The following is an 18834-nucleotide window of genomic DNA, read 5'->3' as shown; positions in this document are numbered from 1 at the left end:
CGCTTCAATGTCCACCACCCCCGCCAGGCGCAAGGCCCGCTTCACGCCGTACGAGTTGGCCGTCTTCACTGTGGTCGCCGCGCTGCTGCTGCTGGCGCTCGTCGGCCCCCTCGTCGCCCCGGCCAGCATCTACACCTCCAACATGGTGATGACGCTGATGCCGCCCAGCGCCAGCTACTGGCTCGGCACCGACGACCAGGGCCGCGACATTTTCTGGCGGCTGATCGCCGGCTCCCAGCTCTCGCTCTTTTCCACCATCCTCGTCGTCGCGCTCTATTCGGCCATCGGCATGATCTTCGCGACGCTGGCGACGGTCGGCCCGCGCTGGATCGACGAGCTCCTGATGCGCATCACCGATATCGGGCAGTCGCTGCCCGGCCTCGTCGTCGCGCTGGGCATCGCCACGGTGCTGGGCCCGAGCCTGCAGTCCGGCATCATCGCGCTTGCCGTCACCGGCTGGCCGATGACCGCCCGCATCCTTCGCACCACAATGCGGCAGACCATGGAGCAGCCGTTTGTCGAGGGCGCGCGCGTGCTCGGCGTCTCGCCGCTCCGGCTGATGCTGAAACACGTGCTGCCCAACTCGATCGACGTGCTGATCGTCAAATGGGCGGGCGACATCAGCTTCACCATGCTGATCCTTGCCGGCCTCTCCTTCATCGGTGTCGGTGCGCAACCCCCGAGCCCGGAATGGGGCGCCATGATCTCGGGCGCCCGTTCCTATATGTCGATCGCCTGGTGGGCCGTTGCCGCTCCCGGCGCCGCCATCGTCATCAATGCTGTCGCCTTTGCCCTGCTGGCCGATATCCTGCAGGTGCGGCGCGACCCCTCGCTGCAGGCCTGAACCATGGGAGTGGATACGATCCTGACCGATGGCGTAGTACCCGCGGATCTGCGGCGGCGACCCGACAGGCTGCTGTCGGTCGAAAACCTGTCGATCGACATTGCGACGCGCGAGGCGACAACGCGGCTCGTCGACCGTGTCAGCTTCGGCATCGGTCGCGGCGAGCGCGTGGCGCTGGTTGGCGAGAGCGGCTCGGGCAAGTCGGTGACCGCGCAGGCGATCATGCGCCTCAACTCCCGTGTGAAGCTGTCGGGCTCTGTGGGCTTCGATGGCACCGATCTCCTGACCCTCTCGCCCAGGCAGATGGCCGAGGTCCGTGGCAGGCGCATCGGCATGGTCTTCCAGGATCCGATGAGCTCACTCGACCCGCTGATGACCATCGGCGAGCAGGTGGCCGAGACGCTGCGCATCCGCGGCATCGGCAGGAAGGAGGCCCGCAAGCGCGCACTCGATGTTCTCGACGAACTGAAGGTGGAGCGCGCCGCCGAACGTCTCGACTCCTATCCGCACGAGTTCTCCGGCGGCATGCGGCAGCGTGTCGTGCTCGCCATGGCGCTGGTCGGCGAGCCCGACCTCTTGATCGCCGACGAGCCCACCACTGCGCTCGACGTCCGCGTCCAGGAGCGCGTCCTCGACCTGCTCGACGAAATCTCCCGCAGTCGCGGCTTGGCTGTATTGCTCATCACCCACGACATGGGCATCGTCGCCGGTTTCGCGGACCGGGTGATGGTCATGTACTCGGGTCGTATAGTCGAGGAGAACGAGGCCACGCTGCTGTTCGGCGAGCCGCAGCACCCCTACTCGCGAGGGCTGCTCGAGGCCGTCCCGCGCGCCGACGTCACGGTCGCCCGGCTGCCATCCATCCCCGGCGCTCCTCCACCGCCGGCGGCGCGGCCTTCCGGCTGCGCCTTCCACCCCCGCTGCGGTCGCGCCATGGCGGTCTGCTCGACGATCGAGCCGGCCGAGATCGTGACGCGACTCGGCGCGCGGGTGCGTTGCCATCTCCATGGGGCCGGTTGATGCTGCAGATCGACCACATCTCCAAATCCTTCCCGGCAGGGCGCGGCCAGCGCGTCACCGTGCTCGACGACATCGTCCTCGATGTCGCCGAAGGCGATTCCGTCGGACTCGTCGGTGAGAGCGGCTCGGGCAAGTCGACAATCATCCGCTGCGCGCTCGGGCTCGCGAGGCCCGACAGCGGCCGCGTCAGCTATAGCGGCATCGATGTGCACCGCCCCGGCCGGGCCGACGCCTTGCGCTTTCGCCGCGACGTCCAACTGGTGTTCCAGGATCCCTATGCCAGCCTCAACCCGCGCATGACCGTCGAGGAACTGGTGGGAGAAGGGCTGCTCGTCCACAAGCTCGAGAAGAGTTCGGCCGGCCGCCGCGACCGCGTCGTCGAGATGCTGAAGATGGTCGGGCTCGGCGAGGAGGCGCTTGCCCGCTATCCGCGCTCGTTCTCCGGTGGCCAGCGCCAGCGTATCGCCATTGCGCGTGCGCTGGTGATCCGGCCGAAGCTGCTGATCTGCGACGAGCCGGTTTCGGCGCTGGACGTGTCGGTGCAGGCGCAGGTGATCAACCTGCTGCAGGACATGCAGGAGCAGCTCAACCTCGGCATCCTGTTCGTTGCTCACGATCTCGCCGTCGTCCGCCACCTCTGCACCACCGTTGCGGTGCTGGAGAAGGGCCGCATCGTCGAGCACGGTACTCGCGAGCAGGTCTTCGATAACCCGCGGCATGCTTACACCAAGGCGCTTCTCGAGGCCGTGCCGATCCCCGACCCCGGGGTCGGGCGCGCGCGGCGAGCCCAGCGGCAGGCCGTGGCATGAAATCCTTCGGCACCATCACGCCCTCGTCCAACGTCATGGTCGAGCGCGTGACGCTGGCGATGACGCGTGACATCCCGGGGGTCTCCCCCCACTTCGCGCGCTTCGGCTTTGCCGGTCCGAGCGACACGGTGGTCGATGACTATCACTGGCCGTCGATGCTGGGCGCCGCGCAACTGCTCGCCGACGCGCATGTCGACCTCATCTGCTGGAACGGTTCCAAGGGCGGTGAACTCGGCTTCGATCGTGATCGCGAGCTCTGTCGCCGCATCACCGAGGCGCATGGCGTTCCGGCGGTGACCTCGGTGCTGGCCCTCGACGCTCTGCTGCGCGGTGCCGGGATCGGGCGCATCGCCTTCGTCACGCCATTCGGTCAGCAGGTGAACGACAAGATCGTGCGAGGCTGGAGCGCGGCGGGCTACAACTCGGTCGCCGATCTCGGCGCCGGCCTCACCGACAATTTCAGCTATTCGACCATGGAAGCGGAAACGTTGAAGGCGATGGCGCGGCAGGTGGCCGAGAGCAAACCCGATGCGATCCTCTACTACTGCACCAACCTGCCCGGGGCGGGGCTCTGCGCCCAGATGGAGGCCGAACTGGGCATCCCGGTGCTCGATTCCGTTTCGGCCGGTGTCTGGGCAGCGCTCAATGCTCTCGGCCTGGGGAGCAGCCTGCCGGGCAAATGGGGCAGGCTGCTGAGCTAGTCCCTCAGGCGTGGGCTTTCAGCCATTCGATGCTGGGGGCGAGCCGCAGGAACACATCCTTCTGGTCCGGAATCGGACGTTCCGCCCGCGCGTTGCGCACCGTGGCGGCCATCAGCGAGCGATATTCGTCGAGCGTGGCGTCGGCCTGCGCAGCCAGCCAGGCCTTGTCGAACATCGGCATCGCGAACTGGCCGCGGTGGAACTCGATCCAGCGCGTCGCGTGCGGCACGAGCGCGAGCAGGGCGGGCCAGTCGATGTCGCCGGTGCCTAGCGCCGTGAGGTAGCGGCGCATGTCGTCGCCGTCGAAGGTGGTGTAGCAATCATCGATATGTACCTGCACCACGTGCTTGGCGATGCGGCGCGTACATTCCACCGGATCTTCGACGCGGCAGGGCACGTTCACCGGGTCGTGCGCAATGGCGAGCAGGTCCTCGCCGACCGCCTCGATAATGCGCAGGATCTCGAAGCTCGAGATCTCCTCGTGCGTCTTGATCAGAAGCCGCGTACCCGACTCGCGAATGGCGGGGGCCAGGGCTTTCACCCCGTCGATCACGCCCCGCAGTTGCGCCGCCCACGGCACGTTCGGATCATCGCGGTCCTCGATCATCCCCACGACGAAGAACGCCGTCTCGGCGCCCAGCGCCGGCATGGCGCGCAACACGCGCTCGAGCCCCTTCACCATATCGCCGCCGCCTGCCTCGATCAGCGACTTGCAGCGCTCGGGCCGGGCCGGGTTGAAGGTGCCGACACCGGCATTGAGCTTCAGGCCCCGCGCTTTGGCGGCCGCTCCGATCTCGGCGAGTTTCCCGTGATCGAGGTCCGGCACCACCGCGAGGATGTTGCCGAACAGCACGGCACCGAGCCCCAGTTCCGCGGCCTTGTCGAGAATCTGGATGGGGGTCAGCCCCTCGTACCCGGGCAGGCTGTTGTTGAATACGCCGATCAAGCTGCTCTCCGTCGTTGACAGCCCCGAGTGAATGCGGAGCTCATCATTTTTGTATACAAAACTTCAGGGCGCGGCGTGCAAAAAATGTATAGCTGCTATGCAATTTGCGGAGCAGGGTCATTGGCGCCGGGGCGCAACGATCGCACTATCAAGTGTCAAATGCCGCGAGAACACCTGAGATTCCAACATGTTCGGGCGGGGCAGGGCGCGTTTTGCGGCTCGCTATGAAACCGGTCTCTGCGCTGTCCGCCTGGCGGGATGATGGCAACACAATCGTCTGATAGTTTGTATCGGATTTGTTGACATGAAGAATACAAGACGCCACGCTCAGCTCATCGAACCACGCCCTGGGGGGATCGTATGGCCAGCGTGCAGATGCGCAAAGTGATCAAGAGCTTCGCCGGCGCGGAGGTTCTCAAAGGCGTCGATTTCGGCATCGTCGACGGTGAGTTCCTGAGCCTCGTCGGGCCATCGGGCTGTGGCAAGTCCACCCTGCTGCGCATGATCGCCGGCCTCGAAGATATCACCGGCGGCCAGATCGAGATCGCCGGCGAGGTGGTCAACGACAAGGCGGCCAAGGACCGGGATATCGCCATGGTGTTCCAGAACTACGCCCTCTACCCGCACATGACGGTGCGCGAGAACCTGAGCTTCTCGCTCGAGATGCGCGGCGTCCTGAAGCTCGCGATCGAAGAGCAGGTAAAGCGCGCCGCGGCAATCCTCGGCCTCGAAGCGTTGCTCGATCGCTACCCGCGCCAGCTCTCGGGTGGCCAGCAGCAGCGCGTCGCCATGGGCCGCGCCATCGTCCGCAACCCGCGCGTCTTCCTGTTCGATGAGCCGCTCTCCAACCTGGATGCCAAGCTGCGCGTCCAGATGCGCACGGAAATCAAGGACCTGCACGAGCGGCTCAAGGTCACCACCATCTACGTCACGCACGACCAGATCGAAGCCATGACCATGGCCGACCGCATCGTGGTGATGCGGGCCGGCATCGTCGAGCAGATCGGCACGCCGCTCGAACTCTACGACAACCCGGCCAATGCCTTCGTCGGCACCTTCATCGGCTCGCCGTCAATGAACCTGCTGCGCGGCACGCTGGTGGGCGGGGATACCGGCCTCACCTTCGAGCACCAGTCCGGCCAGGCCATGCCGCTGGGCGGCACGCTGACGGGCGTCGCGCCCGGCACTGCCGTCGACCTGGGCATCCGTCCCGAGCACTTCAGCATCGGCGACACCGGCTTTGCGGCCAGGGTCGTCGTCGTCGAGCCAACCGGGGCCGAAACGCAGATCGTCGCCGATATCGGCACGCAGCGCGTCACCGCCATCGCCAAGGACCGCGTGTCGATCGTGCGCGGCGACACCATTCATCTCGCGCCCGAGCGGGCGCGAATTCACTGCTTCGATGCCGGGACGGGCAAGCGTCTCTCCTGAGCCGTCCCGGTATCGCTGATCTATCCGACTCTATCACCGCTTCGCCGGTCGCGATCGTTCGCGCCCGAATGATCGACTGCAACCCGAATTCCGAGGACATCATGACCAAGTTCAAATCGACGCTGTCGCGACGCTCCGTACTCGCCGGCATGGCTGCCGGCGTGTCGGCGCTCGCGATGCCGGCCATCCTGCCGTCGCGCGCCTTCGCCGCCACTCCCGGCTCAAACCCCGGCAAGTACAAGCTGGACCTCGGCGGTTATACCGGCCCCGAGCTGTCGAGTGCGCCGATCACCCTCAAGATCATGCGGCAGGAATATCCGCCCGAGACCAACGAGGTGATGAACGCCATCTATGCCAAGTTCTCGGCGGCCTACCCGAACATCACCATCCAGGAAGAGCGCGTCCCCTACGGCGACCTGCCGACCAAGGTGCAGGTCTATGTCGCCTCGGGCCAGGCGCCCGACATCATGATGGGCCGCAACGATTTCGCCTCGGCCTATGCCGCCGGCCAGTTGACCCTGCCGCTGCAGCAGTTCCTGTCGGCCGACTTCATCGCCGACGTCTACGCGCCGCTGCGCGAATCCGCGACCATCGACGGCAACCTCGTCTGCCTGCCGTGGGAGACCAACCCGGTCTACATGGCGTTCAATCGCGACATCTTCGACAAGCTCGGCATCAAGCCGCCGCCGGAAGTGGCAGAATACGATGGCGGCTGGACGGTCGAGGAGTACATGCAGTGCTTCGACGACGTCACCAAGGCGCTGCGCGCTTCGGGCGACCAGCAGACCTTCGCCCTCGCCGCCTCCGGGTACGGCAATGGTGGGCCGGGCTCCAACTACACCCAGCTCGAAAGCATCTGGGTGCGCATGATGGGCGACCCGAACGCCGAGAAGGGCTCGTCGGCTTACAACACCTTCATGGGCGTCTCCGAGGACGGCTTCACCGCCACCGGCTACGTCAACACCCCGGAAGCCGCCAAGGGCATGGCCAACTACAAGGCCGTGTTCACCAACGGCTATACTCCGACCGGCGTCGTGCCCGACCAGTTCCGCGGCGGGGCTGCGGCCATCACCTTCTCCGGTACCGGCACCGTGAAGCGGTTCCTGAAGACCGGCCAGCCGTTCAACTTCGGCATGTCGCCCGCCCCCAAGGGCACCATCGCCTACACCACCACGGTCGCCGACTCGCCGATCATCTGGTCGGGCACCCCGTACCCGGCGGAAACCGCGGCGCTCCTCGCCTTCATCTGCAACGATGAGAACCGCTTCGCCTTCCATGACGCGTGGGGCTCGATGCCGGTGCGCAAGACCCTGGTCGACGCGCTGCCCGAATACGCCACCGACCAGCGCCTGACGCTCGGCACCAATGTGGCCGACCACGCTTTCGGCCCGCCGAAGTCGGTTGGCTGGTTCGACTACTTCTCGGCCATCAACCCGGCCGTCAAGGACATCGCGCTCGGCGCCGATCCGCAGGGCCGCCTCGACCAGGTGGCGACCCAGATCGACGGTCTCCTCGCCAAGTACAAGTAAGCACCGCCAAATACGGCCTCCCCGGCCCTGGGCCGCTCCGTCCCTGGCGGGGCGGCCCGCCTCCCAAGAGGATGCATGCGACGATGAGAATTCCGGGCTTTTCCGTAAACCCCACCCGACGAGGCGAACTCGCCATCGGTCCGCTGATGGTGATCCCGGCCGCAGCCGGGCTCGGCGTCTTCTGGATCTGGCCGCTCATCGTCGCGATCATGAACAGCTTTCGCGGCTTCAATCCGTTCACCCATCGGCCCACCGGCTGGGCCGGATTCGCGAATTACCAGCAGATTCTGGCCGATCCGGCCTTCCAGTCAGCCTTCTGGATCTCGTTGGTCTACATGGTGCTGATGATCGTGGTGATCGTACCGTTGGCACTGGTTCTCGCGATCCTGCTCGACAAGCGCATGCCCGGGACCGTGCTGGCCCGGGCCGCCATCCTTGCTGCGCTGGCTTCGTCCGAGGCCGTGGCGGCGCTGATGTGGAACCAGCTCTACCAGCCCTCGAGCGGTTTGTTCGACGCCATCTTCCGGGCGCTCGGCATGCCCACCCAGCCCTTCCTCACCGACGGCAACCTCGCCATCGTGGCGATCGTCATCATGACGGCATGGAAAGATGTCGGCCTGCCCATGCTCATCTTCCTCGGCGGCCTTCAGGCCATTCCGCCGCACCTGTTCGAGGCGGCCTCGATGGATGGCGCCAACCGCTGGCGCAAGTTCTGGCGCATCACCCTGCCGCTGATGCGGCCGAGCATCGTGCTCTCGCTGTTCATGACCACCATCGCGGCGGCGCGCCTCTTCACCCCGATCCAGATCCTCACCTCCGGCGGGCCGAACGGGCAGACCTCCAACCTCGCGTACTTCTCCTACGCCCAGGCCTTCCTCTTCAATTCGCCCGGCCAGGCGGCAGCCAGCGTTGTCGTCATGCTGCTGATGCTGGTCGTGATCACCGTCATCCAAGGCCTCGCCCTGCGCGGCAAGCGTGGAGCATCCTGATGACCGACCAGGCAATTTCCGCCCCCGCCGCTGCCACTACGGCCGCCGCCAAATCGAAGACGGTGTGGAACTCGCGCATGGTGTTCGGGGCGATCACGCTCCTCATCATCACGGTGATCTTCGCGTTCCCCATCGTCTGGTCGGCGCTCTCGTCGCTCAAATCCACCGACGATGTGGTGAAGTTTCGCTACCCGCTGACCATCTGGACCTTCCTGCCGCCATTCCCGACGCTCGAGAACTACACGGCGCTGTTCACGCAGCTGAATTTTGGCCGCACGCTGTTCAACACCATTGTCGCGAGCGGCGGGCAGGTGATCATCGCGGTGCTGACCTCAACGCTGGCCGGCTACGCCTTCGCCCGCCTGCGCTTCCCACTGCGCAACACCATCTTCGTCATCCTGCTGCTGACGTCGTTCGTGCCGCTGGAGGTGATCCTGGTGCCGCTCTACGAGGTGGTGCGCGGCATGGGGCTGGTCTCGACCTATCCGGCGCTGTTCCTGCCCTTCGCCTGCAGCCCGTTCGGCATCTTCCTAATGCGGCAGGCCTTCCAGTCGATCCCGGTCGAGCTCGACGATGCTGCCCGCGTCGACGGTGCCTCGACGCTCAGGATCTTCTGGCGCATCGCGCTTCCCAACGTGAAGCCGGCGCTGGCAACGCTCGTTCTCATCCAGTTCATCTGGAGCTGGAACGCCTATCTCTGGCCGCTCGTCATCATCCAGGATCCCAACATGCAGATCGCCCAAGTGGCCATCTCGGGGTTCAAGAGCGTCCCCAACTTCCCGCTCGACGGGCCGCTGTTCGCCGGCGTCACCGTCGTTACCATTCCGCTGGTCGCCCTCGCGATCATCCTGCAGCGCTACTATGTGCGCGGCCTCATGAGTTCTGGAATTCGCTGATGACCACTCTGCTTGCCACCCTCGATCGCATCTCCGACGATCGCCTTACCGAACGCATCGGCAAGGCTCGCGCCATCATGGCCGATGCCGGGGTCGAGGTGCTGATGGTCTACTCGCACCCCAAGCCGGGTGGCGGCGTGCTGCAGTACCTCGCGGGCTGGGCCGCGCGCGCCGGCACCATCCTGCTGTTGCCCAGGCAGGGCAGGGGGATCATCCTCTCGGCAGGGCCGAACAACACCCGTGTCTTCAACCAGCGCTGCGGCTTCTTCGCCGATGCCCGCGCCTACGGTCCCAACGCTTCGCTCGAAAAGCTGCTCGGTGTGGCCCTCGGCGAATTCGGCGTCGCCGGCGGCAAGATTGGCGTTTCCGGTACCCCCTACATGCCGGCTCCGCTGCGCGCCGCCCTCGATGGGTACGTCAAGGAGCAGGTGTTCCTCGGCGATGCGCTCGATGCGCTGCGCCTCGTGCGCTTCGACGACGAAGTGCGAATGCACCAGCACGCCGCCGACATCTCCGTTGCCATGGTCGAGCGGGTCATGGAACTGGCGCGCCTTCCCAGCACCACCCCGTCCGACCTGATGATCGAAGCCGAACTCGCCGGGCGCAAACTCGGCGCGGACTCCGCCAGCATCTGGCTCGCCACCGGCGAGGAGCCGCCCACCACCTATTTCGAGCTCTTCGAGCTCAACCCGGCGATCGGTCCGAAGGACCGCGTGCAGCTTGGCGCCACCGTCACCTATGAGGGCCATTTCGGCCAGTGTCTGCGCACCGGCGTGCGCGGCGGCATCTCGCCCGCAATGCAGAGCGCCTGGGATCGCATGATCGAGATGCAGGATCGCGCACTCGCCACCCTCGTCCCCGGCGCCCCGATGCAGAACCTCGTCGATAGGCTCGAAGCCGATATCGACGCCTTCTGCCCTTTCACCCGCGCCACCGACCCGTTCCGCTTCCAGTCCTGCCACTCGCTCGGCATCAACTACTCGGACCCCAGCTACGTGCAGGCGGTGAATCCGGAGCGCGACCGCAGCAAGGATGGCTCGCTACCGCTCATCGCCGAGAACCAGATCTTCGAAATCCACCCCAACTTCACCATCCCCGGCCTCGGCCACATCTGCGTCGGCGACATGGCGCTGGTCACCGCGACCGGCGCGAAGTGGATCACCAACACCCCGCGCGAAATCGTGCGGCTCGACTGAGGGCTAACCATGCGGCTAGGCATAGACGGGCGCAAAATTCCCGAAGCGAAGAAGCGTGGCGGTGTCGCGAGCCTCGATCATGGCAGGCAACTGGGCATGGACGGTCTGTTCTACCGCACCGTGCTCGACGTCGCACCGACGCTCGACCCCGGCGTGCTGCGCGCCATCCGCCAGCGCGCCGACGAGCTCGGCATGTACATCGAGATGGGCCTGGGCAAGGTGAACCCCTACGCCTTGCCGGAGACGCCCGAGATGCGGGCGATCGGCGACGGCGACACGCTGCTCGGCTTCCGCCGCATGATGGAGGCCTGCGCCGCGATCGACTGCCGCGAGCTCTGGGTCGGCACCGCCAATCACAAGGACTATCCGGGGCGCTTCGGCACCGACCGGTTCCGTACCGACGTGGACTGGGCCGACCAGCTCGATGCCATCGCGAAGCTGCTGAAAAAGCTCAAGCCGATCGCGCTCGATCTGGGCATCCACATCAATATCGAGACGCATGAAGAGATCACCAGCTTTGAAGTGGTGCGCCTCGTCGAAGTCTGTGGCCCGGACGCCTTCGGGATCGTCTACGACACCAGTAACGGCCTGCAGCGGCTCGAGCATCCGGTCTGGGTGGCGAGGCGCGTCGCCCCCTACACCCGTCAGACCCACTTCAAGGACTCAGGCGCCATCTTCGTGGGCCGCAATGTTGGTATGGCCTGGCGGCCGTGCGGCAAGGGCATCGTCGATTTCGCCGCGATTCTGAAAATCCTGGCCGGCGTGCAGCCCGAACTCAACATTACCATCGAGAACTCCGAGCCGTTCGAAAACGGTCCGAGACTCGTGCGGTTCAACACGCTCGAACTGGCTGAGCCCGCCTTCCTCGCCGCGCACCCGGACGTCAGCGTCGAGGAATATGCCGACTTCGTCGCCATGATCCACGACTACGAAAAGCGCGTCGCCTCGGGCGAAGTGCCGCCCATGACCGAAGGTGTGCGCGACTTCACCTTCGACGATGCCGTCGCCGACATCCTCCATAGTCGCGACCACCTGCGCGGCATCTGCGAAGATCTCAACCTGCCGCTGCGCAAGCTCGCCGCCTGATCCGGAGCACGAAATGACTGACCTGCTGCTCGTCCACGGCACCGTGGTGACCATGAACGCCGAGCGCGCCATCATCGAGGATGGCGCGGTGGCGATCACCGGCGACCGCATCGCAGCCGTCGGCACAACTGCCGACCTGCTGCCGAAACACCCCAACCACAAGCAGATCGACTGCGCCGGCAAGGCGGTGATCCCCGGCCTGGTCGATGCGCACGGCCACGCCGGCCATTCGATCGTCAAGACGCTGGGCGCCGATACGCCATCGGTCTGGATGCGCATCGTCACGCCGATGTACTTCCACTACACGACGCCCGAGTTCTGGCTCGCCGACGGCTATATCTCTGCCGTCAACCGGCTACAGATGGGCGTCACCACGTCGGTGAGCGTCGTCGGCTCCGCCCCGCGCAGCGACGACCCCACCTTCGCCATCAACCAGACCAAGGGGTACGCCGATGTAGGCCTCCGCGACATCGTCTGCGCGGGCCCTGCGGGCCTCCCCTGGCCACACCCGACCACGCGCTGGGTCGACGGCAAGCCGACCCGCCACGCGGTGAGCTTCGATGAACTGATGGCCGGGGTCGAGGCCGTGATCCAGACCGTCAACGACACGCATGACGGGCGTATCAAGGCCTTCGTAACGCCCTTCACCATCATGCCCTCGATCGATCCATCGAACCCGACGACGCCCGATCGCGCCACCCGTTCGACCGCCGAGGACCGCATGCAGGGCCGTCGCGTCAAGGAACTGGCGGCAAAGTACAACACCCGCATCCATTCCGATGCCTTCGCCGGCCATGTCCGCATGGCCTGGCAGGACCCCGAGACCGCCATCCTCGGGCCCAACGTCCACCTGCAGCACTGCATCGGTCTGAGCCTCGACGAGGTCGACATCCTCGCCGAGACCGGCACCAGCATGACCCATTCGCCTGGCGGTCGTGCCCCGGTGATCGAGATGATGCAGCGTGGCGTCAACGTTGCCATCACCACCGACGGCGCGGCCCCGTGGGCCACCTTCGACCTGCTGCAGGCCGCCAAGCTCGCCCAACTCGCCCACCGCTGGCGCAACCAGGACGCCTATCTCCTGCCGCCCGGCAAACTGTTCGAGATGATCACCGTCGATGCCGCCAGGGCGCTCGGCATGCAGGACGAAGTCGGCTCGCTCGAAGCGGGCAAGAAGGCCGATGTCACTATCGTCAACCTCCGCAAGGCCCACCTCGTCCCCAACTGGATGGTCATCCACCGGTTGATCCTGCAGGCGGTTGGGCAGGATGTCGACACGGTGATCGTCGACGGCAAGCTGCTGATGGAAGACAAGCGCGTCCTCACCGTCGACGTTGACGCCGTTCTCGCCGAAGCCGAGGCGCAATCCTGGGCGGTCGTGAAGCGTGGCGGGCTCGAAAAACACCTCACCGGCCCCGGTTGGGGGATGATCCAGCGCACTTTCGACGCCCCCATCGACCTGCCGTTGCCGCCGGCGACCGCCGAATGATTACCCTGGTCCGCGCCCGCTTCGTCGTCGCCTACGAGCACGGCGACCACGCCATCATCCGCAACGGCGAAGTCGCCTACGAGGGCGATCGCATCGTCTTCGTTGGCAAGGCGTTTTCCGGCACGCCCGACCGGGTGATCGATGCGGGCGAAGCCATCCTCAGCCCGGGCTTCATCGATCTCGATGCACTGGCCGATATCGACCATGCCCTGATCGACAGCTGGCACGGCTCCGACACCGCGACCGGCCTCGACTGGTCGGAGGATTACTTCCGCAACCGCCGGCGCGATTTCTTTGCGCCCGAGGATCGCGATTTCCGGCACGAGTTCGCCTTTACCCAGCTGATACGCAACGGCGTCACCACTGCCATGCCCATCGGCGGCGAGATGCACAACGAGTGGTGCGAAACCTACGACGAGTGGGCCGGCGCGGCCGGTATCGCCGCTCGCCTCGGCCTCCGCCTCTACGCCGGTCCCAGCTATCGTGCCGGGGTCAACGTCGTCCGTGCCGACGGCAGCCGCGACGTACTCTGGAACGAAGCGCTGGGCGAAGCCGGCCTCGACGACGCCATCCGCTTCATCCAAGACTTTGACGGTGCCCATGACGGCCTGATCCGCGGCGTCCTCCTCCCCGCCCGCATCGAAACCATGCGGCCCGAACTGATGCGCCGCACCGGCGAGGCGGCAAGGCGCCTCGGCGTAAAAGTCCGCCTCCACTGCCTGCAAGGCCTCAGGGAACTGCGCCTCTTGCGCGAGTGGTACGGCAAGACGCCGCTGCAGCTGCTCGACGAAACTGGTCTGCTCGGCCCCGATCTCCTTATCCCGCACGCCGTCTATCTCGACCTCCATAGCCGCAACCCCAACCCCGGCAACGGCGAGCTGGAACTGCTGGCCAGGAGCGGCGCTACCGTCATCCATTGCCCGATGACCTCGTTCCGCTATGGCACGGCGCTCGAGAGCTTCCCCAAATACCGCGCCGCCGGAGTGAAGTTCGCGCTTGGCACCGACTCCTTCCCACCCGACATGATCCGCAACATCGACATCGGCGTGCACATGCCCAAGGTCATCGAAGGGCGCACCGATGCCGGCAGCGCCGCCGACATCTACCGTGCCGCGACGCTGGGAGGCGCCCAAGCCCTCGGCCGCGACGATCTCGGCCGCATCGCGGTGGGCGCCAGGGCCGACCTGATCATCGTCGACCTCACCGACCCTCGCGTCGGCATGGTCGAGGATCCGATCCGCACGCTGCACATGAACTGCACCGGGGCCGACATCACCACGGTGATCGTCAACGGCCGCACCGTGATGGAGGATCGCGTGCTGCCGGGGGTCGACGCGCGAGGCATGCGTGAGCGGCTCGCGAGCTACTACGCTGCCATGCAGGCCGGCTATTCCGAGCGCGACTACCTGCGCCGCCCAACCACCGAGATTTTTCCGCCAACCTTCCCGGTGCACGATTAATGTGTGCGGAAGGCTAGCGAAATGAATCCAATCTTGCGCGACCGTTGCAGGCAACCTATGTAGCGCGGAGGGGATCAGTATGCTGAAAACAAACGAAGACCGCGCCTCCGCGACCGTTACCAGTGCCCGCTGGACTCAAATCTACGACGACCTGAAGGCTGCGATCCTCGCGCACGCCATCGCGCCGGGCACCAAGCTGCCCGAAGACGAGCTCGGCGAGGTCTATTCGGTCAGCCGCACGCTGGTGCGCGCCGCCCTCCAGGCGCTTGCGCATGATCGTCTGGTCCAGCTCGAACCCAATCGCGGTGCCTTTGTCGCCAAGCCCACCAAGCGCGAGGCGCGCGAGGTGTTCGAGGCCCGTGCCATCATCGAGCCGAAGGTCGCGGCCATGGCCGCCGCCATCGCCAAACCGGCCGACGTCAAGGTGCTGCGCAAGCATCTCGACGAGGAGCACAAGGCCATCCACGACGGCCGGCAGGGCGACGCCATCATGCTCTCCGCCCGTTTCCACGAAGGTATCGCCGAGATCGCCGGACAGACGATCCTCACCGAAATCATCCGCTCGCTCTGCTCGCGCTCGACCCTGATCATCTCGCTCTATTCCAAGCGCGCCGACGCCTTCTGCGAAAGCCACGCCCACCACGCGCTCGTCGATGCCATCGCCAAGAACAGCGAGCTCGATGCCTCCGAACTGATGACCAGCCACTTGGTCGATCTGCTCTCCGGCATCGATGTCTCCGAGAGCGCGGCGCCGCACCGCCGCCTGTCCGAGATCCTCCGCAGCCAGCGCTGAGCCGCTGCCATCCGCGCCTGCAGCGGCCCCGTCGCGACGGGGCCCCTTGCGTTGGCGCGCGACGTGCACGGAAAATAGGTGCACGGGTCGCGCAGTTTTTGCATTCCAATGTACGTGATTATGTATACAATCATCGCGCAAGCGATGGCACGAGCGCCGTCGTACCGATACACATCGACGACACTCGAGAGCAGAAGCATGACGGTAGACGGCCTGGTCCCCAGCATCGACGCCTTTCGGGTCACCCTCGACAACACGTCCGATACCAGCGGCCTGCAGCGCCTCCTCGGCGAAGGGCGGCTGAAGCCCGACGACGTCATAGCTGTCACCGGAAAGACCGAGGGCTGGGGCCCCGACGAGACCAGCCGCGTCGACGCCGATCGCGCCATCCGCCGCTTCCTGCTCGACAACGGCACGCGCCCCGCCGGCGTCATCGACCAGATCCCGATGGTCTTTACCACCGGCGGCATCGGCATCCTCACCCCGCATATCGTGCTTTATGTCCGCTCGAGCGCTGCCCCTGCAACCGATGGTAGCGGCCGCCTCGCCGTCGGCGTCGCCCGGTCCGCCGTCATCCGGCCCGAATGGATGGCCACCACGCAGCTGCTCGAAGCCAATGCCGCCGCGCTGCGCGAAGCCGCCACCGGGGCCGGAATGGCCACCGCCGAGATCGAATATGTGGTCGGCAAGGCCTACTATCCCACCAAACAGGATTTCGCCGATGCCCGCGCCGCCGGGCAGGTCATCCCCGAGCTCGAGCCGCGCGTCCTGTTTCGCAAGGCCAGCGGCTCGGCTGGCCTTGCGGTCGCCGTTGCCGCCGACGGCCTGCCCATGCCGCTGGCCGATGAGATCGGCACTCGCCTCGATCTCTGGTCGGGCAAGGTTGCGGTCTCGGCCAACGAGTGGGAATTCGCCGGCGGCGCGCCGCAGACCCAGTTCGTGGTGCTCGGCAACACCGCCGGAGCTGGTGGCCGGCTGCGCGTCGGGCACGCTGCGATGACCGATGGGCTCGACGCCGACGCCTTGCGCCGGGCGTTGCGCCGCGCCGGGCTCGCGGTCGGGGAGGGCTCGCTGACCCCCGAGCAAACCGCCAAGGTCGTCGCCGTCTATGCGAAGTTCAGCGGGCCGGTCGACGGCAAGATGCGCGGGCGCCGGCAGATCATCGAGAGCCCCGAATACATGAACCAGAAGAAGGCGGCGATCGGCGGCATGTTTGCCTCGATCCTCCAGGACAACCTCGTCTGGATATCCGGTTCGGCGACGCACCAGGGCCCCGCCGGTGGCGGCACGGTGGCCGCCGTCGTCGAAGTCGGCTGATCCATGCGGCTGCGCTTCAAGCTCAACCACTACTACCAGGGCCAGAACGCTCCGTTCCTCTACGCCGCCGATGCCGGGCTTCTGGCAGACGCGGGCATCGAGATGGATTTCATCGAAGGCTTCAGCTCTTCCCAGGTGACACGGGCGATCGTGGAAGGTGGCGCCGACATCGGCTTCGGCGACGTCACGTCCGTCATTCAGCACGCCATGACCAATGGCGACACATCCATCCGTTGCCTGCTCCCCATCTATGCCCGCTCACCCTGCGCGCTCGGCTACCATCACAGCGTGCCTCCCCTCGCGCTCAGCGACCTCGGCGGCGCGAGGCTCTGCGGCCCGCAAGGCGATACCTCGGCCCGCCTGCTGCCCGCACTGCTCGCCCTCAACGGGCTCGCGGACCTGCACTACGATTTCGTGACGGTGACGCCCGAGGAGCGCGACCGCATGGTGGCGAACCACGAAGTTCTCGCCGCAACCTGCTTTGACGCCACGCTCAAGTTCGCCATGCCGATGCGGGGCCACGACAGCTCCGACATCGAGTTCCTCTATTTCGCCGACCACGGCCTCGACAGCTATTCGAGCGCCGTGATCTACGACCGGGCAAAAATCGGGGAAACCTCCGCCGCCCTCGCCGCCGTGTTCCGTCAAGCCTGGCAAGACTGCCGCCAGGCCCCCGAACTTGGCGTCGCGGCGGTCACGGCGCGCAATCCGCTGCTCGAGCCAGCCCTTGTCCGCGCCCAATTGCAGTGGGTGCTGGACCACCAGGTCTTCCTGTCCGACCGTCCGGCGCTGGTTTTCGAACCGGCGACACCGCGCTGGAGCAATACGGTCGCCATTGCCCGATACGGCGTAACGGGCAAGTTCCAGCCGCACCCCGCTGACACCACGATAGGGATTTACGTCTGCGACCTGTGAGTTTTGCGGGCATGCCGGCGTCACGCCGGCTCCCACCAACTCCGGCTACTGAGGGGCTGTCGAAAGAGCGACGCGGCGAAGCCGCGAGGAAAGGGCGGACGGAAACCGCCCGCCCTTCCGGTGATCAGGCCGCCTCAGCGGCGGCGCCAGCAAGTGGCAGCGGGGGCAGGGGCCTGCGGGCCCCAGCCGGCACTGGCGGGGGATCGTCGTCGTCATCATCCTGGCGACTGCGACCGAACCACCGCTTGAGGTGCCACTTCGCCCCAGATGCGCGTTCGCGCTCGAGCTCCGAGCTGTCATATTCATCAGAGGGGTAAAAGCTCATCATCTTCACCATGCGCTCGCCCTCCCGGAGCTTGCCGGGAGGACCAGTTCTCAAGCGTGAGTCAGGCCGCGGCCCGCGCCGTCTGCTCGATCTGCTGGGGCTGCTGGCCGAGGCTCGCTCCGGCTGGCGCGTTTCCGATCGCGATGCGTCGCGGCTTCAACTGCTCCGGTACCTCGCGGACGAGGGTGATCGTGAGCAGACCGTTTTCGAGCGAGGCGCCGTCCACCTTTACATGGTCGGCGAGACTGAAAGTCTGCTTGAAGCTGCGGTTTGCGATCCCCTGATGCAGGTATTGCCGCTTGTCATCGTCTCGCGTCTTGGAGCCAGTCACGAGCAGCGCGGTACCTTCCTGCGTCAGCTCGATCTCGCTGGCCGAGAAACCGGCAACCGCCATGCTGATGCGATAGCTGTCCTCGCCGAGCTTTTCGATGTCGTAGGGCGGCCAGTCCGGGCGAATGCTGCTGTCCAGCATGTCGAACAGCCGGTCGAAGCCGACCGTGGAACGATAGAGAGGTGCGAAGTCGAAGGTTCTCATAGCCACATTCTCCTTGGAGCAACATAGATACGAGGGACGGACCCACCTGCGGGCCACCCCGTTTTCATCGGCCCCGAAGGCACCGACGGAGTTGATTTAGGGAGCGCGTTGCCGTCGTCAAGGGGCGAGATTCACGCTGTGGCGTGCACTCAGGCGCGATCAGTGGGCGCGTCGGATGGCCACCAGATCGGTGGGCCGGATCAGCCGCGCATGCGCCACCGTGACCGAGTGTATCGGACCCTCGATCGTCTCCTCCCAAAACGTCAGAAAGGCGCCGAGCGCCGGGAAGCTCGGATAGGTGTCGTAGCGCTGCCAGATGAAATCCTGGAACAGGTGGCGATGGTCGGGCATCCGGTAGACGATCTGCGCGGTGGTCAGCCCGTAGCCGACATTGGCTTGCTCATCGGAAGACCAGGAAGACATCCTAAAACCTCTGGTTTTGCAGTGTAGCCGGAAGCCAGATTGAGGCTGATGGCGATTGATTTCAAGGCGGTAGCTTGGTTCCAAAAAAATCTTGGCGGAGCCTCTTGAACGCGAAAAATCGCGCTCCTAG

At 65.8% G+C, this 18834-nt stretch carries 18 protein-coding genes; 15 read left to right on the top strand and 3 right to left on the bottom strand.

The features are described 5' to 3' along the window. The first annotated feature begins 7 nt into the window (after window positions 1–7). Genes APS40_RS03145 through APS40_RS03130 form a run of 4 tightly spaced genes read left to right on the top strand, consistent with a single transcriptional unit; the run spans window position 8 to window position 3374 of the window. Window positions 8–844, top strand: coding sequence for an ABC transporter permease (locus tag APS40_RS03145; protein WP_236884188.1), 837 nt, complete (start codon window positions 8–10; stop codon window positions 842–844). 9 nt (window positions 845–853) lie between these two features. Next, window positions 854–1864 carry an ABC transporter ATP-binding protein gene (locus APS40_RS03140; RefSeq protein WP_236884187.1) on the top strand — a complete coding sequence of 337 codons (1011 nt, stop codon included), beginning with the start codon at window positions 854–856 and terminating at the stop codon, window positions 1862–1864. Further along, complete coding sequence (locus APS40_RS03135) at window positions 1864–2673, top strand: ATP-binding cassette domain-containing protein (protein WP_055045673.1); 810 nt, start codon at window positions 1864–1866, stop codon at window positions 2671–2673. Before APS40_RS03140 ends, APS40_RS03135 begins: the two co-directional genes overlap by 1 nt. After that, a complete protein-coding gene (locus tag APS40_RS03130; protein ID WP_055045672.1) occupies window positions 2670–3374 on the top strand; it encodes a maleate cis-trans isomerase family protein in 705 nt (234 codons plus the stop codon). The genes APS40_RS03135 and APS40_RS03130 overlap by 4 nt, the downstream gene beginning before the upstream one ends. 4 nt (window positions 3375–3378) lie before the next feature. On the opposite strand, the gene APS40_RS03125 is transcribed toward APS40_RS03130, so the two are convergent. Then, complete coding sequence (locus tag APS40_RS03125; protein ID WP_055045671.1) at window positions 3379–4320, bottom strand: sugar phosphate isomerase/epimerase family protein; 942 nt, start codon at window positions 4318–4320, stop codon at window positions 3379–3381. Between the two features lie 360 nt (window positions 4321–4680). Here APS40_RS03125 and APS40_RS03120 point away from each other — a divergent pair, with 360 nt between their 5' ends. The 11 genes from APS40_RS03120 (at window position 4681) to APS40_RS03070 (ending at window position 17421) form a co-directional block, all read left to right on the top strand. Continuing rightward, window positions 4681–5751, top strand: a complete 1071-nt coding sequence (locus APS40_RS03120; RefSeq protein WP_055045670.1) for an ABC transporter ATP-binding protein — start codon at window positions 4681–4683, stop codon at window positions 5749–5751. 101 nt (window positions 5752–5852) lie between these two features. After that, window positions 5853–7280 (top strand): extracellular solute-binding protein, encoded by a 1428-nt coding sequence (locus APS40_RS03115; RefSeq protein WP_197279421.1) that lies wholly within the window; start codon window positions 5853–5855, stop codon window positions 7278–7280. Between the two features lie 83 nt (window positions 7281–7363). After that, the gene (locus APS40_RS03110) at window positions 7364–8269 is read left to right on the top strand and encodes a carbohydrate ABC transporter permease (protein ID WP_197279420.1); all 906 of its coding nucleotides are present in this window, start codon (window positions 7364–7366) and stop codon (window positions 8267–8269) included. Beyond that, window positions 8269–9165, top strand: a complete 897-nt coding sequence (locus APS40_RS03105; RefSeq protein ID WP_055045667.1) for a carbohydrate ABC transporter permease — start codon at window positions 8269–8271, stop codon at window positions 9163–9165. Before APS40_RS03110 ends, APS40_RS03105 begins: the two co-directional genes overlap by 1 nt. Next, on the top strand, window positions 9165–10361 hold the full coding sequence (locus tag APS40_RS03100) for a M24 family metallopeptidase (protein ID WP_055045666.1): 1197 nt from the start codon (window positions 9165–9167) through the stop codon (window positions 10359–10361). Before APS40_RS03105 ends, APS40_RS03100 begins: the two co-directional genes overlap by 1 nt. Before the next feature lie 9 nt (window positions 10362–10370). Beyond that, complete coding sequence (locus APS40_RS03095; RefSeq protein ID WP_055045665.1) at window positions 10371–11447, top strand: sugar phosphate isomerase/epimerase family protein; 1077 nt, start codon at window positions 10371–10373, stop codon at window positions 11445–11447. 13 nt (window positions 11448–11460) lie between these two features. After that, window positions 11461–12936: an amidohydrolase family protein gene (locus APS40_RS03090; RefSeq protein ID WP_055045664.1), complete on the top strand. Its 1476-nt coding sequence runs from the start codon at window positions 11461–11463 to the stop codon at window positions 12934–12936. Then, on the top strand, window positions 12933–14396 hold the full coding sequence (locus tag APS40_RS03085) for a chlorohydrolase family protein (RefSeq protein WP_055045663.1): 1464 nt from the start codon (window positions 12933–12935) through the stop codon (window positions 14394–14396). The genes APS40_RS03090 and APS40_RS03085 overlap by 4 nt, the downstream gene beginning before the upstream one ends. A 79-nt stretch (window positions 14397–14475) precedes the next feature. Further along, complete coding sequence (locus APS40_RS03080; protein ID WP_055045662.1) at window positions 14476–15189, top strand: GntR family transcriptional regulator; 714 nt, start codon at window positions 14476–14478, stop codon at window positions 15187–15189. A 198-nt stretch (window positions 15190–15387) separates the two neighbouring features. Further along, window positions 15388–16506, top strand: coding sequence for a ring-opening amidohydrolase (locus tag APS40_RS03075; RefSeq protein ID WP_055045661.1), 1119 nt, complete (start codon window positions 15388–15390; stop codon window positions 16504–16506). 3 nt (window positions 16507–16509) lie between these two features. Beyond that, on the top strand, window positions 16510–17421 hold the full coding sequence (locus tag APS40_RS03070; protein ID WP_055045660.1) for an ABC transporter substrate-binding protein: 912 nt from the start codon (window positions 16510–16512) through the stop codon (window positions 17419–17421). Window positions 17422–17807: 386 nt separating this feature from the next. Here APS40_RS03070 and APS40_RS03060 read toward each other — a convergent pair whose 3' ends face one another. Both APS40_RS03060 and APS40_RS03055 read right to left on the bottom strand, forming a co-directional pair. Then, window positions 17808–18281, bottom strand: coding sequence for an Hsp20 family protein (locus APS40_RS03060; protein WP_055045658.1), 474 nt, complete (start codon window positions 18279–18281; stop codon window positions 17808–17810). Between the two features lie 159 nt (window positions 18282–18440). Then, a complete protein-coding gene (locus APS40_RS03055; protein ID WP_055045657.1) occupies window positions 18441–18704 on the bottom strand; it encodes a protein usg in 264 nt (87 codons plus the stop codon). Between the last annotated feature and the right edge of the window lie 130 nt (window positions 18705–18834).

Source organism: Devosia sp. A16 (assembly GCF_001402915.1).
GTDB lineage: Bacteria > Pseudomonadota > Alphaproteobacteria > Rhizobiales > Devosiaceae > Devosia_A.
The sequence above is the reverse complement of the archived record's forward strand: the minus strand, read 5'-3'. Positions and strand labels throughout refer to the sequence as shown.

Bases quoted from the DNA above. Each gene is read 5' to 3' on its own strand.
- APS40_RS03095 (WP_055045665.1), top strand. From the start codon at position 10,371: ATGCGGCTAGGCATAGACGGGCGCAAAATTCCCGAAGCGAAGAAGCGT.
- APS40_RS03090 (WP_055045664.1), top strand. From the start codon at position 11,461: ATGACTGACCTGCTGCTCGTCCACGGCACCGTGGTGACCATGAACGCC.
- APS40_RS03105 (WP_055045667.1), top strand. From the start codon at position 8,269: ATGACCGACCAGGCAATTTCCGCCCCCGCCGCTGCCACTACGGCCGCC.
- APS40_RS03085 (WP_055045663.1), top strand. From the start codon at position 12,933: ATGATTACCCTGGTCCGCGCCCGCTTCGTCGTCGCCTACGAGCACGGC.
- APS40_RS03110 (WP_197279420.1), top strand. From the start codon at position 7,364: ATGAGAATTCCGGGCTTTTCCGTAAACCCCACCCGACGAGGCGAACTC.
- APS40_RS03100 (WP_055045666.1), top strand. From the start codon at position 9,165: ATGACCACTCTGCTTGCCACCCTCGATCGCATCTCCGACGATCGCCTT.
- APS40_RS03135 (WP_055045673.1), top strand. From the start codon at position 1,864: ATGCTGCAGATCGACCACATCTCCAAATCCTTCCCGGCAGGGCGCGGC.
- APS40_RS03080 (WP_055045662.1), top strand. From the start codon at position 14,476: ATGCTGAAAACAAACGAAGACCGCGCCTCCGCGACCGTTACCAGTGCC.
- APS40_RS03120 (WP_055045670.1), top strand. From the start codon at position 4,681: ATGGCCAGCGTGCAGATGCGCAAAGTGATCAAGAGCTTCGCCGGCGCG.
- APS40_RS03055 (WP_055045657.1), bottom strand. From the start codon at position 18,704: ATGTCTTCCTGGTCTTCCGATGAGCAAGCCAATGTCGGCTACGGGCTG.
- APS40_RS03075 (WP_055045661.1), top strand. From the start codon at position 15,388: ATGACGGTAGACGGCCTGGTCCCCAGCATCGACGCCTTTCGGGTCACC.
- APS40_RS03115 (WP_197279421.1), top strand. From the start codon at position 5,853: ATGACCAAGTTCAAATCGACGCTGTCGCGACGCTCCGTACTCGCCGGC.
- APS40_RS03070 (WP_055045660.1), top strand. From the start codon at position 16,510: ATGCGGCTGCGCTTCAAGCTCAACCACTACTACCAGGGCCAGAACGCT.
- APS40_RS03130 (WP_055045672.1), top strand. From the start codon at position 2,670: ATGAAATCCTTCGGCACCATCACGCCCTCGTCCAACGTCATGGTCGAG.
- APS40_RS03145 (WP_236884188.1), top strand. From the start codon at position 8: ATGTCCACCACCCCCGCCAGGCGCAAGGCCCGCTTCACGCCGTACGAG.
- APS40_RS03060 (WP_055045658.1), bottom strand. From the start codon at position 18,281: ATGAGAACCTTCGACTTCGCACCTCTCTATCGTTCCACGGTCGGCTTC.